Below are 16,341 nucleotides of genomic sequence, written 5' to 3'. Positions count from 1 at the left end.
TGTGGTCAAATTATGGTAGTAGCAAACATTTTTTTATGTCACCACTTCAACATTACGCACATCCCCTAAGTGAAACTTTTTCCCACTATCCAAGTAAAACAAGTCATCATTATACCCACTCACTTCACCAGTTAAATCAGCTTGGACTTGGTTATTTGTATCGCAAATATTCAACTGTACTTTGATAATTTGATTATAGGTAAATGATTGCATGAGAAATTTGGTTATTTCTTCTTCTGTTTGTTCATGGCGTAATTGGTGTTGCTGATTCAATGCTTTAGCTTGTCGTTTTAAAGCTGCTGTATGATCTGACAAATAAAAGCCTTGCCACTTCATTTTGCCGCGGTCATGGTAGTAATTATCAAAAAATGTCTGAACTACTGTGGAGTCATATTCGTATTTACTATTCATCCTTATGCCGCCTTTTTTGAATTAGTTCTTGTCTATTTGGCCATCGCAGACCGACGAATCCGTCATACACTATGGAAAAATGATATTGTTCCGTAATTTTATTTATTAGTTGTTCTAAATATTCCAACCGATAATTTTTAACTGTATGTAACGGTATCGAATGCATTCGTTGATTACGTGGACGAATATTGATAAAAAAATTGTATGTTTGGTCGTACAAATCATTAACCACTTGCAAATAATATTCGGTATCTTTTCGTCTAGTAAAGTATTGGGATATTCGTGAACAAATAATTCGAAAATCACTATTCATATGCATTGCCACCGTTGTGTCCACCAACTAAAGTAGCTCGGTGAATGGCCGTTCCCCCCTTTAAGAGACTATTGGCGTACACGAGTGATTGAAAACCATACTTTGCTCTAATTTCATCTATTACGTTTAGCTTGTCTTCTTCTAGGCACTGTTGCTTAATCGGAGTAAAGAAGTCTAATTGTTGACTAGTCTTACTAATCAGTTTGGAAGAATAGACTGCTAGATTTCTGACTGGTTGTCCTTGCCACTGGCTTTCGAACAAATAAATCAACAAATCGGAAATGGCTTGATCTTCATCGGTCGGATTCAAATTACTAGCAATACTGAAACCACCACGCTCACCTTCTACACGTGCAGCGTAGGCAAAGGTCACGCTCAAGTACAGACATCCCGCTTGCTTGTGATGATGACGTAACCTAGAAGCAACTTGTTGACCCATTTCCTTAATAACCGTTTCAATCTCAGTCTTATTGAAATAATCGCGCGGTAAAACTTGGGAGTTTCCAATACTATGTGACTTGGAATCAATCTTATCAGCCAACCTAGTTCGGTCTATTCCCCAGGCAATCGCAAAAATTTGTTCACCAATCAATCCTAATTCTTGTTTTAAATAGAACGGATTTGCATGCGCCAGTTCGTACATATTATGAATTCCTAGTCGATTCAAACGTTTTTCTGTGCGCTTAGCAATACTCCAAACATCGGTCATATTTTGAATCGTCCAAATTTTCTCAGGAACTGTTTCGTAATGTATCTCCCCCATCAATTCCGCATCATGCTTAGCGTAAATATCCAAAGCAATCTTAGCTTGAACAGGATTGTCACCAATACCAACAGTTGTGTACAATCCCAAACGATGCCGGACCGTTTTTTGAATTAGCCGCGCTACTGCTCTTGGACTATTACCAAACAAATACCAAGATCTAGTCATATCAATAATTGATTCATCAATCGAATATGGCCATACATCACATTCAGCCGCGAATTCCTTAAAGATATTATTAATTTGCAAATTTCGCTTAATATAGAGATTCATCCTTGGTGGCACAACAATCAACCGTGGATCCTGTGGTAAATTCCGCTGCCTTGATACATTCGCTTGTAGATGAAAAATTTTCTTTGCCATCGGTGAAGTGGCTAAAACTAAACCACCGTTTGTATTGTCGGCCTCACTCATAACCACTAGCAGCTCTTTCAATGGATTTAACCCACGCATAGTCGCTTCAACACTTGCATAAAACGACTTATTATCAATCAAAAAGAAGACCCCATGCGGTTCTTTACTATAATCCATCGTTTTACACTTCCTCTGCGTTTAATGCTTATCTTCATTTTTCATTATACGAACATATGTTCTGCTTTGTCAATAAAAAATAGAACTTTGAGATAAAAACTACTATTGTCTTTAAACATGCAGCATAACCGTGGAACAAAACATAGCTTTTTCCGCTTAAACCAAATAGCACCAGCAATCCAAAATCGGGTTCTTTCTCAACTTTGGTTATAGAAGCAAACATAAAAAGGGCTAGATATTTTTTCTTGGTATACATCCTCCAGAAAAAATATCTAGCCTTTTGAGTACGTTAAATCTCAAATCATATAGCACTTTTTATCGAATTAGTTAGTTACATAGTATTTAAAATAACGAATGTATTAGTCTCTGGGTGCAAAAAATGTTTTGTCCCACTCTCACTGACCGATGCTACCGCTTGTTAATAAAGCAGCCATCTGAACCGTATTTGGATAATAATCATCTGCTGTTATACGGGCCGTCAATTTTTTCGTATAACGAGCCTTCAATTCTGAATTCAAAGTAACTTGTGCCGCATAAGCTATCGGGGCTGTAAAAGCAGTGTTCTCATACTCCTCTAATGGCTTACCACTCAAACTGTATACTGCCGTAACCCGTTTTTGACTTGCAAAAAAATCATCCATTTTTTCCACAATTTTTCGACTTACTTGACTGTTACTAATTTGATAGTCATACGCTACACGCCAAGGAATTCGACAAGCATTAAAACCATATTGATTATCATACTTAGAGGCGACTTGTTTGGGCTTAACTGTCCCCAACTGTAATCTTTCACCACTTACGGTCACAAAATCTGCCATTAATCCCGTCTTATGTTGACTGCTTAGTTTTTTCAAAATGATCTGACTATTTTGGACGGCTTTATTCCAACGTGAATCTTGAGTATATTTTGCAAATTTACGGAAATAGGCCGTCATCAAGTCAGAAGTCCGAACTAAATTTTCGTTTTGAGACATAGTTGCCCAGTTACCAACTTTCGGTAAATGTGTCCGTTGGTTGATTTCCTGATTTTGAATGGCTGTAAGCAATCGTTTAGCTAATTGATTATACTTTAATTCGCCTTTACTGCCCCATTTTTCATCAGCCAAAATCAGTGCATAGGCAATATCTAAATCACCATCAGTCGCACTCGTTTTCTCAGCTTTATTACTGACCATCGCAATATCATCTTGATTTTGACGCCAAGCCATGAGCGGATTATTTTCACTAATTTGATGTCTTACGTAATAACGAGTCAATTGGTCAAACGTTTTTTGGCTGCCAAAGCCTTGCTTAGCCGCCATAACTGAAATCAGCATTCCATAACCTTGTGCTTCTGACAAAGTCTGATCCTTTTTACCAACGTTTGTTTTAACAAATTTTTGCTGATCATTGCCTTGTAAATAAAGCTTTTTCCACTCTTGATAGCGTTTCTCAATGATAGCGGAACCTACTCCTGGCGTACTAGCAGGTGATTTGGTGTCATAAATCGCTACTCCAATTGCGGAAGCTACCAAAATAACCAAACCAACTGTTAACCACTGGTATCTATATCGTTTCATTTAATAGCCTCCCATCAAAAGCGCTGTGTTTTATACCATTTGGTATCGTGTTTGCCCAAAATTTTATCCCGCATCATGTCAAAAATAGCCACGATTGATACGACCACAAATAGCTGTGCATAAGTGAAATACGAGATCAATGTGTAGTAGAAATTCTTCACCGTTGCCTGACCATAATCACTGGCTAAAGCAATATTCATCTGTAATAAATACAAGAAGAACATTAAGAACCAATTGACCATAAATAAAATTGACAATGGCATACTTAGCGAAACTAGTTGTTGTATCTGTGGATAAAAAACATGTACCGCTGCCAAACTCATGTTAATAACAAAAATGACATTGGAAATAATGATTGCCGCGTTGAACCAAAAGAAAGTACAAAGGTAATATGCGACTTCGAGTTTAATTCGCCAAGGTGTCTTATCAAACAAATGTTTCACATTGTCCAGAATAACTTCATAGTTACCACGAGCCCAACGTTTTCGCTGATTATAGTAAGCAAATAGCGTTTCTGGTTCTTGTTGAAAAGCTTCGGCGCGATGTGCCAACGCAATTAACTTTCCCGCATGCATCAAACTGAATGAAATAGCGGTATCTTCAGTCAAGGCCCCATTATTCCAGCCACCAATAGATTGAACAATTGCTTTGTTAATAATAAAGTTGGTTCCAGGAATTCGGCCAATTTTAAACAATTGCCACAATCCAGTATGTTGAATCCGCTGCGTATTAACAATTTCTAAGTTGATACACCGTGACAAGAAATTTTGTTGATAATTTCTAGTTTTATTTCGGCCAAAAGCGGCCGCATAACGTTCTGGATCTTCTAAAATTTTAGCAATCAAAAAGTACAAGGCGTTACATTCTGGTGCTGCATCAGCATCATAGACACCGATATATTCACCGGTTGCAATTTTTAAAGCATCATTCAAAACCCCAGCTTTACCACCTGTCCCGGTTCGTTCAATTACTCGAAAATTATTGTTAATAAACTCTGGCTTCTGTCTTAATTCACGAACCCGTTGCGCCGTTTCATCGTTACAATTATCGGCATAAACTAACAATTCTACTCGATCTTTAGGATAATTCAAATGCAAAATTGCTCGCACGGTATCTTGAATAACTAACTCTTCGTTATGCGCCGGAACAACCAAAGTTACATGGGGATAACGTTTCAATGGCGGTAAATTATCAATATCTGTGTGATGTAAATGCTTAAAGATAAAAATAACAGCGCCGGAAATTGTTATGATTGTCATCACAATGGATAGCCAAATCGTAATAATAGCAATCACATATAACCAATCAATCATGACGTTTGTCCTCCGTATTAAAGCATCGAATCGTCCGCTTAAAAATTACCCACCAGCAAACAGATAAGACAAACACAACAATACCGAAGAATACCGTCACTACAAAACTGAATGGAAAGAGCCAAGTAAAACTTCCTAATAATAACATTTGACTACCTCCTACAAATATTCTTTAACGATATCCGTCTCAGCACTACGCTCCAATTGGATCAAAGTATCTTCAACGTTTCGATTTTTAACCTTATCTTGAGATGAATACGTAATTTGACCCATCCGCAAAACTAAAGCATTCCGTGCTAAGCCAAACTTTTCAGCAATATCATCAATGTGACTCTTTATTTTTTGTTTCATAACTGGTGCATTATCTTTGCCAAGCATTGGTGAAAGAATTACAAACCGGCCGGACCCTAAGTAATACAAGGTATCAACAGTAAATAGGATACTCAACAAATGTTCCGCCGTCGTCCGCAATAAACTATTAAACTTCTGATTACCTAAGAAGTTAATAATACTTTCTAAAAAGTCAATTTTAACCATCGTCAGAGTAAAGCGGTAATCCTCTTCATGGTAATAAACTAATTTCAACTCACGAGCCACTGCAATATTTAAAGCCCGAGCATTCAAGGCTCCAGTGACAACTTCCAAATCTGGTCTCTCTCGTTGCAATTGTTCCAATTCTTGTGCCAAGGCCTTACGTTTCAACAACTGATGATATAACAAGTACATCCAATAAGTTGTCAAAGGCGTAATTGTCAAAAGAGCAAGTCCGGCCCAGAAAAACATTGCTCGTGTATAAGGCAGTGCCAAAATAAATCCTCCAGCACACATGCTGAAAAAGGAAATAACACTTCCCAAAATAATATAAGTCGTTCGTCCTAAAACAAGTCCTACAATAAAGACCAACGATATAATCAAAAAGTTTAACCATGACCCTTCAAGCACACTCAAATAGAGCAAAACGTACTGATAGATCAAAATTAAAACCATACCGACAAAGATAAGATTATCAACCGATTTTAATTTCATTTTTTACCTCATTTAATATGTTAATGCCGCCTCCAGGAGTAAGGAAATTAGGTCGCTGTGGGGACCGATTCGAGCCGAAGAGCGGTCTCGAATCTCGACTTTGAACCTCGCAAAAACCGCGAGTTTCAAAGATCGTCCCGTGGTGTAATGGCTGAAGCCATAGCGCCACCTTCACAGCGTCCTAATTTTCTTGCTCCTTCCGGCTAGTTTATTCGTTGCTTTTTATACAGACTGAGATTTAACTTGGAATAGGAATATATGGTAATTACTATCTTCATACTCTGAAAAAGTAGATCATCATGATTTAAAATTTATTTTGAAATTTTCAACCTTTAGTTAAATATTGAAAATCAATCCCGACTATATATAAACAACGTCAACCTACAATACCCTAGCCTCTGGGTGCGATAATTTTGGGCAGCAGTGAAGGTGGTGTTAGAGCTTTAGCTCTTACACCACGGGACGAGTTTTGAAATTCGCGTACTTTGCGAAGTTCAAAATCGAGGTTCGAGACCGTATTTTGGCTCGAACCGGTCCCCACAGCAGCCTAAAATTATCGCACCCAGAGGCGGAATATTTAAACCAAAAAAGATGCGGAATTCTTTAGTGAATTTCCCATCCCTTTACTAGCGATATTCAATGTTTCCCGTTGGGGCTTTATCCAAATCCAAATTACCTCGAATAAAGTCGGTCACGCGTTGCAATTCAGCTTTATCAACAACTTCCATACTTTGGTCATCTATCGACTCGCCGTGGCCTTGTAAATGTGTTTGATCTGTTTCATTTCTTGCTGAACGATAATCTTGAGCTAATTCTTTTAAGTCAGAAAAAGTCAGATCTGTCTGTGTTTGACCAGAAAGTGAATCAATAAAATTTTGATTTAACAAAGTTGAAATTGAACTGCTCTTTTGAAATAACGCTGTCAAAACAGCTCGTTGTCTCGTTTGACGTCCGTAATCGCCTTGGGGGTCGTCATAGCGCATCCGTGAGTAAGCAAGAGCTTTGGTACCATTCATTAATGTTTTTTGACCCTTTTGAAAATGATAATCTTCATAGTCAAAACTTAAGGTTGGTGTTACTTCAACTCCGCCTGCCTGATCAATTACTTTTTCCATGCCACCCATATTGATCAAAGCATAAAAATCAATTGGCACATTTAGAAGTTTTTGAACCGTTACAATAGCCGTTTTAATCTGACCATTGGCATAGGCAGCGTTGATTTTAGCTAGTCCATATTCAGGGATATTGACCGCTGTATCACGTGGAATACTAGTAATCGTAGTTTTTTGCGCCGTTGGATTCAGCGTAATGACCATCATACTATCGGTACGACCTTTATAGTCTCGTCCTAAAGCTCCTGTATCAGTTCCCATCAACAAGATAGAAATCGGACGTTTATTTTGTAATTGGTTGCCAACATTACGCTGCTTTTTCAAACCCGATTCATGATAAGAACTATCAATTGCCTTTTTTACACCGTTATAACGGGTCATCCCATAGACTGAGCTACCACCAATGATAAATAAAATGAAGGTGATCAAAGTATTTCTAAATACATGATGCCTATTTTTCTTCATAATTCATTTTCCCTTACCTTATTTATTGACCTCATTCGTGTTACCAACTTGAAAATTACGTTTGGCACTTTGCTCAATAGGCTCCCTTTCCTTTAAAAACGCTAATAAAATTACCGACAATAATCTTGAAATCAAAACACATGCAGGCTTTGTCGATATAGCGCATTTCAATTTGAGCACGTTCAGGATAACCAATATGACTTCGACCAGATGCTTGCCATAAGCCCATTGCCCCGGGTTTAACAGATAAAAGTTTCTCTTGATCATATTCCTTTAATTCTGCTTCTATAACTGGGCGTGGTCCCACCAAACTCATGTCACCTTTTAAAACGTTGATAAATTGAGGTATTTCATCAATCGAGGTTTTACGTAACAGGCGACCCATACAGGTTACTCGTGGGTCATCTTCTGGCTTTAATTTATAATTATTAGCCACATATTTAGCGTAAAGTTTCTTATCCTGATACAGCTTCTCTTCTGCATCAACAACCATTGATCGAAACTTATACATCCCAAACTTTTTACCATGTAAACCAACACGAATCTGTTGATAAAACAATGGTCCGCGATTCGATTTACAAACCAAGTTCATCGTCCAAACCACTAGAAAGATTGGACTCAAGCAAATTAGTGCCATCAGCGACACTACAATATCAAAAATTATCTTTACGATTGGATAAACAAAAGATGGTTTCTTAATAACGATTCTTTTCTCATCACCGTGAAAATATTCCATAGCTTCACTCCTAAAAGTTTGTGTTAAAACGGCCAAATTTTCCGTTTGGCTTTGGGTAATGAGGAAATATGTTTAATTTCAACTTCACTGATATCATTGCCATTTATAATATCGATGGCATTTTGTTGCATCCGTTCCACTACTTCTATCCCAGCCTCAATCCGTAAACGTTCAAATGCTTCTTTCATCAAGAATCTGCGGCCGTCAAAATTATGTGCATCAGAGGCCATAACAAACCCTTGATTCGCTTGGATAATTTTTTCAGTTAACGTTTGAACTTTTTGTCCAAAAATACCTAGGTAACTACCACAAGTCAGTTGCGTTAAACAGCCTAATTTAATTAATTCAAACAAACGCTTCGGATCTTGTTGGATCAATTGATTACGTTCTGGATGTGCTAATACTGGCCGAATACCACGTGCCATCAGTTCAAAGACAATTTGTTCCGTATACTGTGGCACTGTGTTGTGAGGCAATTCCAGTAAGAGATAACGTTCCGTTTCGTCCATAAAAAGAACATCTCCAGCCGCAATTTTTTCCAACAATTCGCCATGCAAATGAACTTCTTGACTAGGAAAAACCTGTAATGGTAACCGGACTTCATTTATTTCAGCTTGTAATTGAGCGGCTTTTTGAATGACATCTAACTTATGATTTAGATATTTGCCATCAAAATGGTGCGGCGTTAAGAGCAAGTGTGTGATCCCCTGCTCAACAGCCACTTTAGCTAAACTTAGAGCTGTAAAGTTGTCATTGCTGCCATCGTCAGCTTTTGGTAACAGATGGCTGTGGAGATCTATCATTTTATGCTTGCTCCTTTTTCATTCTATGAACGTTCTAATAGCCGCCATACTGACCACCGTAGTAGCCCTTCATCTTATCTTTTGCCATACGATTCATGACCGCACCTAAGACATTGGCGTGAACTATTTCCAAAGCTTTTTTAGCATGCGTTACACCAGTTTTATCAGCAATCTTTTGGGGAACTACCAAGATAACGCCATCCACTTTCGTTGCCAAAATTTGTGCATCGGTTACTGAATTGACTGGTGGCGCATCGAGGATCATAAAATCATATTTTGTTGTTAATATTTGAAACAATTTTTGAATCTTTTTACTACTTAATAACTCCGACGGATTAGGGGCTGTTGGGCCACTAGTAATTACAAAGAGATTTTCGATCATTGTTGGTTGAATAACTTCTTCTAGACTCGCTGTTCCTAACAGGAAATTAGACAGACCACTTTTGTTTGAAACATTGAAGGTCTTGTGAATAGTCGGACGTCTTAAATCAGCATCGATTAAAATCACTCGCTTATCTTGCTTAGCCCAACTAACTGCCACGTTATTACTGACCGTAGACTTGCCTTCTGATGGAGCCGATGAAGTAAACAAAATCGAATGTAACTCTTTGTCGATTGATGAAAATTGGATGTTAGTTCGAATGGTATTGAATTGCTCGGAGATTACACTACTCGGATCATCGTAGGCAACTAAACCTACGCCATGTTTCAAACTATAATCGTCTAATTTCTTAGCGCTCTTTTTAAATAGGTTAAGTGCCACGTTAGACCCTCCTTTTAGCTGAATTTTGCCCTGGTACCTGTACGCTAAATTTCTTGTGCTGCACAGTCCGTTCGATATCTTTTTGGTCAATTTCATTAACAACACCAAGATTGATTAAACCAAGTTCGTCCACGAGATATTGCTCGGAAGAGACAGTGCGGTCGGTCAATTCAAGCAAGAATGCTAAACCAATTCCTAATAACAAGCCTAAAATCACGCCAATCGTAATGTTCAAAGCTTTCTTAGGACTGACTGGATTATCATTGACGACGGCATCCGAAACGATGGAAACATTATTAATACTCATGATTTTGCCAATTTTCTTCTTAAAAACTTCGGCAGTTAAATCAGCAATTTTAGCTGATGTCTTCGGATTAGTTGTCTTAGCCGTTACAGAAAATACTTGAGAATTTTGAGAATTACTAATTGTTAAAGCTTTTTTTAGTTTCGACATCGAGCCAGGATAGCCGGTTGTCGATTTGACATCACGATTAACTTCTTTTAAAACAGTTGGACTGATGATGATGTCTTTGTAGGTACTTATCATCTGAATGTCAGCCTGAACTTGTTGAAATTGTGCTCCTTGCATGTCAGAAGATAACTTACGGTTAACTAGAATTTCAGTTGTTGCACTATATTTAGGCGTCATCACAAAGAAAGTCATACCCGCAGCAATTAAAGTAACAATAATCGTTGACCCCAAGATGGCTTTGATGTGTTTACGCAGTATGACTAGAATTTGAATCATACTAATGGTTTGTTCTTTGTCCACTTATTCCTCCACTAATAATCAAATTTTATTTACATGTATTCTCATGCTGGAACAATTTTAATGGCATCCCCGATTGCTGTCTATACAGGTTTGACATAGGGTTTTATATGAAAAATCACTAAAAATTATTTTTTTCTGAGGATTAAATTGGAAAAATATTTAGTCATGATTAGAAGTTTTTGCCGAAAAATCTCAAATCTGACTATTAATTAATTGATTATGCATTACTTAAAATGTATACCAAAGGGCTTAATTTCCTTGTTTGACAGTCAGAAGACGCTCTGTCCACTTGTAAACAATTAGATTGGGCACAAAAAAAGACAAAGCCTCAATTAAACGAGAACTTTGTCTTTTTGTTTTAATTTTTACTAAAGATTAAAAATGTGCTTTAAGTCTTGATGCTCTAGTCGGCATTGGCATAAAACTAGTACCAAGCGTGTAACCATATTACTTACCAATGTCACCACTGGCCAATAATGTAGCCATCTGAATGGTTTCTGGATAATAATCATTTCCTGATATTTTAGAAGTTAAGTCTTTCGTATAACGATTTTTTAAAGTCGTGTTCAATACTACATGCGATGCATAAGCCACTGGTGTGGAAAAAGCCTTATTAGAATAATTTTCAACCGCTTTTCCATTTAACGTATAAACGGCCATAATATCCTTTTGATCAACAAAGAAAGTCAACATCTTTTCCACAATCTTTTTACTGACTTGACTGTGCTTGAGTTGATAATCATATGCGACTCGCCAGGGAATTCTACAAGCATTAAATCCATATTGATTATCATGTATGGATGCCACTTGTTTGGATTTGACATCAGTTGTCTGTAATTTTTCACCACTAACAGTTACAAAATCGGCTATCAAACCAGTACTATGTTGTGAACTCAGTTGCTTTAATACTGTTTGACTATTTTCTGCTACCTTAGTCCAGCGAACGTCTCGGGTATAACTAGCGAATTTTCGGAAATAGGCTGTTATTAAGTCTGATGGACGAACAATATTCTCCGTCTTAGAAGCAGTGGCCCAATCACCAACTTTAGGTAAAAATGTTTTTTGATTAATTTCTCGTTTTTGAATTGCTGCCAGTAAGTTATTAGCAAGTTGGTTATACTTCACATCACCTTTACTACCCCATTTTTCATCTGCCAAAATTAGTGCATAAGCTATATCTAAATCTCCATCCGTAGCACTAGTCTTCTCAGATTTAATACTTACCATATAATTGCCCTTTTGTTGCTGACGCCATTCCATCAATGGATTACGTTTACTAATTTGATGTTTAAGATAATAATCAGTTAATTGATCAAATGTCTTTTTGCTACCAAAGCCCTGTCTAGCCGCCATTACACTAATTATCATTCCATAACCTTGAGCTTCAGATAATGTTTGATTATTTTTACCATTATTAACTTTGACGAATTTTTGATTGCTATTTCCCTTTAAATAAGCTCTTTTCCATTCTCTATAACGATCCTTGATAATTGTCGAACTTAGTCCTGACATACTCATAGGTGAATATGTATTATAAACGGCAATGCCAATCGTAAATGAAACCAAAATTATTAAGCCACTGATCAACCATTGATATTTGTGATGTCTCATTTTACCTATCTCCCATTAAAAACGCTGTGTCTTATACCATTTGGTAGTACGTTGACCAGTAATTTTATCTTTAGCCATATCGTACATAGCAGCTGCCGAAACTATAATGAATAATTGAGCGTATGTAAAATATGAAATTAATGTGTAGAAAAAGTTTTTTACGGTTGCTTGACCATAGTCGCTTGCCAACGCAATATTCATCTGTAATAAATACAAAAAAAACATCAATAACCAATTAATCATAAAAAGAATTGACAAGGGGCCACCCAATGATACTACTGTGTTGATATGTGGCAAAAATGTATGAATAAAACTAAATCCCAGATTACTTACAAAAATCACATTGGAGATAATTATTGCGGCATTAAACCAGAAAAAGGTACATAAGTAATACCCAACTTCCAACTTGATTCGCCATGGAGTTCGATCAAATAAATATTTCATGTTATCCAAAATAACTTCGTAGTTACCTCGAGCCCAACGTTTACGTTGATTATAATATGCAAATAATGTCTCTGGTTCTTGTTGAAAAGCTTCAGCTCGGTGCGCAAGAGCAATTAATTTACCTGAACGCATCAAACTAAACGAGATTGCCGTATCCTCAGTTAGTGCCCCATTATTCCATCCACCAATTGATTGAACAATTTTTTTATTAATTATAAAGTTTGTTCCCGGAATTCTACCAATCTTAAATAACTGCCAAAGCCCTGTGTGTTGAATTCGCTGTGTATTGACAATTTCTAAGTTAATACAACGTGATAAAAAGTTTTGCTGATAATTTCTAGTTTTATTTCGTCCAAAAGATGCTGCGTAACGCTCAGGATCTTCAAGAATTTTTTGTACTAAAAAATAAAGAGCATTCTGCTCAGGAGCAGCATCAGCATCATACACTCCAAGATATTCACCCTTAGCGACTTTTAAGGCATCATTCAAAACTCCAGCCTTTCCACCAGTACCCGTTCTTTCAATAACTCGAAAATTATTATTCACAAACTCAGGTGAATCTTGCAAATGGCGAACACGTTCGGCAGTTTTATCGTTACAATTATCAGCATAAACTAAAAGTTCATAACGATCCTTAGGATAATTCAAATTTAAAATTGCCCGAACAGTATCCTGTATAACAATTTCCTCATTATGTGCAGGAACAACTAGTGTCACTTTGGGATAACGTTTCAACGGTGGCAAATTTTCAATATCAGTATGTAACATATGCTTAAAGATGAAAATAACACCACCACTAAGCGTCACGATCGTCATTACAATCGACAGCCAAATCGTGATAATTGCAATCACGTATAACCAATCAATCATGATGTTTATCCTCCGTATTAAAGCAGCGGATTGTTCTTTTAAAAATTATCCACCAACAAACAGACAATACTAAAACTGCAATGCCGAAAAGTATTGTCACAATCAGGCTAACTGGAAAAAGCCATGCGAAACTTCCTAATGCCATCTAAACCACCTCTTACAAGTATTCCTTGACGATATCTGTTTCAGCACTCCGTTCTAACTGTTTTAAGGTATCCTCAACATTACGATTTTTAACCTTATCCTGTGATGAATACGTAATTTGTCCCATCCGCAATACTAAGGCATTTCGAGCCAATCCGAATTTCTCAGCAATATCATTAATATGACTCTTGATTTTTCGTTTCATGATAGGTGAATTATCAGATCCTAACATTGGTGACAGAATCACAAAGCGGCCAGTTCCAATATAATAAAGTGTATCTACAGTAAATAAAATACTCATCAAATGTTCAGCCGTTGTTCTTAAAAGGTTATTAAATTCTTGATTACCTAAGAAATTAATAACACTCTCCAAAAAGTCAATTTTTACCATCGTCAAGGTAAAGCGATAATCGTCCTCATGGTAGTAAACTAGCTTCAATTCACGCCCCACTGCAATATTCAAGGCTCGCTCATTTAAAGCTCCCGTGACAACTTCCAAATCTGGCTTGTTCTCTTGTAACTGCTCCAATTCCTGTGATAAAGCCCTTAATTTCAACAACTGGTGATACAACAAATACATACAATAAGTTGTCAACGGCGAAACTGTCAGCAAAGCAATAGCTGACCAAAAAAACATTGCCCGCGTGTATGGCAAAAGTAACATTAATCCACCAGCACACATTGCAACAAACGAGATGACACTATTCAAAATCAAATATGTTGACCGACCAAGAAATATTGCAAAAATAAAAACCAATGATATTATTAAAAAATTAATCCATGATCCACTTACAACACTCAAATACAATAAAGTATTTTGGTAGATCAGAATTAAAACCATACCTATAAAAATGACGTTATCAATCGATCTTATCCTCATCTATTTCTCCCAACAAAGTTTCAAAAACTGCATTTCCTCATTAATATACCTAACAGTCGAAATCGTTCATTAGATTATCATAACTCTTTTGAAAAAGATTAATCTTTTTTTATTAAAAAAATTATTTTTATAACATAGGGCTGGTTTCCAAATTATCCATATTATTATTAATGCCGTCGCTCTAAAATGACTTTTTATTAATTCAGGAACAACTTGATAACTCAAATATTTTTAACGTTATTTATCAACATTTTGGTAAAATTATAGTGCCATTATGATATTTAACCAATTAGTAAAAGATAAACCAGCCTAAAAAAAGCAAGAAAATCATGTTCACATAGCGAACTGACTTTCTTGCTTTTTTTAAATGGCATATCTAATTAGCGTCACACGCTGCTATCTTGCTTTCTAACCATTGAATATGATTCTCTTCACGTTCAATTGCTCGAGTCAAGATCAAGTAGTGACCGAAACTTTTCTGAATTATTTTTTGATCAATAAAGACCTCTTTCAATCTTCCTTGCAAATATGATAGTTTAGATTGTTTAATTTTTAATTCCTGTTTTAACAAATGTTGTAACAAAGGATCAGACTTTTCATTTATAAAATATAGTTTTAAAGAAAAAATTTCCTCATTATCAGTCAACGGCTCCTTCATCCAGTCTCTTAAAACTCGATAGCCCGTTTCAGTAACACTATAAAAAGTCGACTTATCTTCATCATGATCAATCAACCAACCATCATCCTTCATTCGTGCCAATTCAGGATAAATCTGACTATGAGAGGCATGCCAAAAATCGCCCACTTCATGTTTGAACTCTTGGCTAATTTGGTAACCTGACAAGCTACCTTTATTATTGATTAATCCTAACAAGACATAAGGTAAAATACGTTTCTTTGGCATTATTCTCTCCATGATTAAAAATTAGTATAGATACTGTCCAAATACACTAGTCGGAGGTCACAAACGTTGAAACCAGCAGTGGCCGTGGAGTTAGAGCTTTAGCTCTTACTCCACAGGACGTATTTTGAAATTCGTGGTCTTTGCAAAGTTCAAAATCGAGACGAAAGACCTTGGCTTTCGTCGGTCCTCACAGCAGGTTTCAACGTTTGTAACCGGAGACGGCATAAAAAAATGATATACGTTAACTTCGTATACCATTTTAACATGCTTATTTATTGATACGGTGGTAGTTCTCGTCAAAGTACTTACCGGCACGAATGTCATCTGGCAAGCCCTTGTAAGGTGCTTCACTAATAACATCTTCATTATTTTGACCAGCATCACCCATATAAGTGATTTTTGCCATTTCGGGAACGACTAATTTAGGATAAGTTTCATATTTCTCACGTGATTCTTCCATTAAGTCAATATGTTCATTTTGGTAAGTAATTGTAATTTCAGGATGTTCTTCAACCCACTTAGGGAAAAAGATTGTACCATGCATCTTATTTTCATTCGGCATGAAGTCCAAAGCCACATCAGTTCCAGTTGGTTCTGTCCATGAAACTTTGTAGATACCTTCAGTCAGCATAAGAATATCGGCTTCTTGATCAGTTACCCAACGACCAGCAACCATCCCACCGTGAATTCGGTAGTCAACTGTATGGTCATTTTTGGCGTACCATTCATATTCCCAACTATTGTCATAAGTGTAAATAAAGTGTGTTCCTAAGAAATCTTCTAAAGTTTTAAATGTTTTTGTCATAATTTATTTGTCTCCTTATGTCGTTATCGACAATAACCAGTATATGTCGATAACGACATACTGTCAACTATTAAATTTCACTAAAAAAAACAGACCTCTCTATTCCTAGAAAAGTC

16 protein-coding genes are annotated in these 16,341 nt (G+C 36.6%); all 16 read right to left on the bottom strand.

Annotated features, from left to right (window positions below; genetic code table 11):
* Positions 1 to 33: 33 nt before the first annotated feature.
* Positions 34 to 411, bottom strand: a complete 378-nt coding sequence (locus tag D1B17_RS02500; protein ID WP_120143192.1) for a hypothetical protein — start codon at positions 409 to 411, stop codon at positions 34 to 36.
* A complete protein-coding gene (locus tag D1B17_RS02495; RefSeq protein ID WP_120143193.1) occupies positions 404 to 724 on the bottom strand; it encodes an acetyl-CoA carboxylase in 321 nt (106 codons plus the stop codon). The genes D1B17_RS02500 and D1B17_RS02495 overlap by 8 nt, the downstream gene beginning before the upstream one ends.
* Positions 717 to 2,018 (bottom strand): Y-family DNA polymerase, encoded by a 1,302-nt coding sequence (locus D1B17_RS02490; protein WP_120143194.1) that lies wholly within the window; start codon positions 2,016 to 2,018, stop codon positions 717 to 719. Before D1B17_RS02490 ends, D1B17_RS02495 begins: the two co-directional genes overlap by 8 nt.
* 395 nt (positions 2,019 to 2,413) lie before the next feature.
* On the bottom strand, positions 2,414 to 3,577 hold the full coding sequence (locus D1B17_RS02485; protein WP_120143196.1) for a family 8 glycosyl hydrolase: 1,164 nt from the start codon (positions 3,575 to 3,577) through the stop codon (positions 2,414 to 2,416).
* 14 nt (positions 3,578 to 3,591) lie between these two features.
* Complete coding sequence (locus tag D1B17_RS02480; protein ID WP_120143197.1) at positions 3,592 to 4,890, bottom strand: glycosyltransferase family 2 protein; 1,299 nt, start codon at positions 4,888 to 4,890, stop codon at positions 3,592 to 3,594.
* A gap of 159 nt (positions 4,891 to 5,049) precedes the next feature.
* Positions 5,050 to 5,916, bottom strand: a complete 867-nt coding sequence (locus D1B17_RS02475) for a GGDEF domain-containing protein (RefSeq protein WP_120143198.1) — start codon at positions 5,914 to 5,916, stop codon at positions 5,050 to 5,052.
* 626 nt (positions 5,917 to 6,542) lie between these two features.
* Entirely contained in the window at positions 6,543 to 7,493 is a 951-nt protein-coding gene (locus tag D1B17_RS02470) for an LCP family protein (RefSeq protein WP_120143199.1), read from the bottom strand.
* A gap of 73 nt (positions 7,494 to 7,566) precedes the next feature.
* On the bottom strand, positions 7,567 to 8,229 hold the full coding sequence (locus tag D1B17_RS02465; RefSeq protein ID WP_120143200.1) for a sugar transferase: 663 nt from the start codon (positions 8,227 to 8,229) through the stop codon (positions 7,567 to 7,569).
* 23 nt (positions 8,230 to 8,252) lie between these two features.
* Positions 8,253 to 9,032: a tyrosine-protein phosphatase gene (locus D1B17_RS02460; protein WP_120143201.1), complete on the bottom strand. Its 780-nt coding sequence runs from the start codon at positions 9,030 to 9,032 to the stop codon at positions 8,253 to 8,255.
* Positions 9,033 to 9,066: 34 nt separating this feature from the next.
* A complete protein-coding gene (locus D1B17_RS02455) occupies positions 9,067 to 9,795 on the bottom strand; it encodes a CpsD/CapB family tyrosine-protein kinase (RefSeq protein ID WP_240704437.1) in 729 nt (242 codons plus the stop codon).
* Position 9,796: 1 nt separating this feature from the next.
* Entirely contained in the window at positions 9,797 to 10,567 is a 771-nt protein-coding gene (locus D1B17_RS02450) for a YveK family protein (RefSeq protein ID WP_120143203.1), read from the bottom strand.
* A 447-nt stretch (positions 10,568 to 11,014) separates the two neighbouring features.
* On the bottom strand, positions 11,015 to 12,178 hold the full coding sequence (locus D1B17_RS02445; protein WP_120143204.1) for a family 8 glycosyl hydrolase: 1,164 nt from the start codon (positions 12,176 to 12,178) through the stop codon (positions 11,015 to 11,017).
* 15 nt (positions 12,179 to 12,193) lie between these two features.
* On the bottom strand, positions 12,194 to 13,492 hold the full coding sequence (locus tag D1B17_RS02440) for a glycosyltransferase family 2 protein (RefSeq protein ID WP_120143205.1): 1,299 nt from the start codon (positions 13,490 to 13,492) through the stop codon (positions 12,194 to 12,196).
* 157 nt (positions 13,493 to 13,649) lie between these two features.
* Positions 13,650 to 14,516: a diguanylate cyclase domain-containing protein gene (locus D1B17_RS02435; RefSeq protein WP_120143206.1), complete on the bottom strand. Its 867-nt coding sequence runs from the start codon at positions 14,514 to 14,516 to the stop codon at positions 13,650 to 13,652.
* A 376-nt stretch (positions 14,517 to 14,892) separates the two neighbouring features.
* Positions 14,893 to 15,420, bottom strand: coding sequence for a PadR family transcriptional regulator (locus D1B17_RS02430; RefSeq protein ID WP_166806601.1), 528 nt, complete (start codon positions 15,418 to 15,420; stop codon positions 14,893 to 14,895).
* A gap of 268 nt (positions 15,421 to 15,688) precedes the next feature.
* Positions 15,689 to 16,225, bottom strand: coding sequence for a phenolic acid decarboxylase (locus tag D1B17_RS02425; protein ID WP_120143208.1), 537 nt, complete (start codon positions 16,223 to 16,225; stop codon positions 15,689 to 15,691).
* Positions 16,226 to 16,341: the final 116 nt, after the last annotated feature.

The organism is Companilactobacillus zhachilii (genome assembly GCF_003606365.2).
Lineage (GTDB): Bacteria > Bacillota > Bacilli > Lactobacillales > Lactobacillaceae > Companilactobacillus > Companilactobacillus zhachilii.
The sequence above is the reverse complement of the archived record's forward strand: the minus strand, read 5'-3'. Positions and strand labels throughout refer to the sequence as shown.

What these genes read in the sequence shown, in the direction of transcription:
- D1B17_RS02500 (WP_120143192.1), bottom strand. Translation starts at nt 411, where the DNA reads ATGAATAGTAAATACGAATATGACTCCACAGTAGTTCAGACATTTTTT.
- D1B17_RS02495 (WP_120143193.1), bottom strand. Translation starts at nt 724, where the DNA reads ATGAATAGTGATTTTCGAATTATTTGTTCACGAATATCCCAATACTTT.
- D1B17_RS02490 (WP_120143194.1), bottom strand. Translation starts at nt 2,018, where the DNA reads ATGGATTATAGTAAAGAACCGCATGGGGTCTTCTTTTTGATTGATAAT.
- D1B17_RS02485 (WP_120143196.1), bottom strand. Translation starts at nt 3,577, where the DNA reads ATGAAACGATATAGATACCAGTGGTTAACAGTTGGTTTGGTTATTTTG.
- D1B17_RS02480 (WP_120143197.1), bottom strand. Translation starts at nt 4,890, where the DNA reads ATGATTGATTGGTTATATGTGATTGCTATTATTACGATTTGGCTATCC.
- D1B17_RS02475 (WP_120143198.1), bottom strand. Translation starts at nt 5,916, where the DNA reads ATGAAATTAAAATCGGTTGATAATCTTATCTTTGTCGGTATGGTTTTA.
- D1B17_RS02470 (WP_120143199.1), bottom strand. Translation starts at nt 7,493, where the DNA reads ATGAAGAAAAATAGGCATCATGTATTTAGAAATACTTTGATCACCTTC.
- D1B17_RS02465 (WP_120143200.1), bottom strand. Translation starts at nt 8,229, where the DNA reads ATGGAATATTTTCACGGTGATGAGAAAAGAATCGTTATTAAGAAACCA.
- D1B17_RS02460 (WP_120143201.1), bottom strand. Translation starts at nt 9,032, where the DNA reads ATGATAGATCTCCACAGCCATCTGTTACCAAAAGCTGACGATGGCAGC.
- D1B17_RS02445 (WP_120143204.1), bottom strand. Translation starts at nt 12,178, where the DNA reads ATGAGACATCACAAATATCAATGGTTGATCAGTGGCTTAATAATTTTG.
- D1B17_RS02440 (WP_120143205.1), bottom strand. Translation starts at nt 13,492, where the DNA reads ATGATTGATTGGTTATACGTGATTGCAATTATCACGATTTGGCTGTCG.
- D1B17_RS02435 (WP_120143206.1), bottom strand. Translation starts at nt 14,516, where the DNA reads ATGAGGATAAGATCGATTGATAACGTCATTTTTATAGGTATGGTTTTA.
- D1B17_RS02430 (WP_166806601.1), bottom strand. Translation starts at nt 15,420, where the DNA reads ATGCCAAAGAAACGTATTTTACCTTATGTCTTGTTAGGATTAATCAAT.
- D1B17_RS02425 (WP_120143208.1), bottom strand. Translation starts at nt 16,225, where the DNA reads ATGACAAAAACATTTAAAACTTTAGAAGATTTCTTAGGAACACACTTT.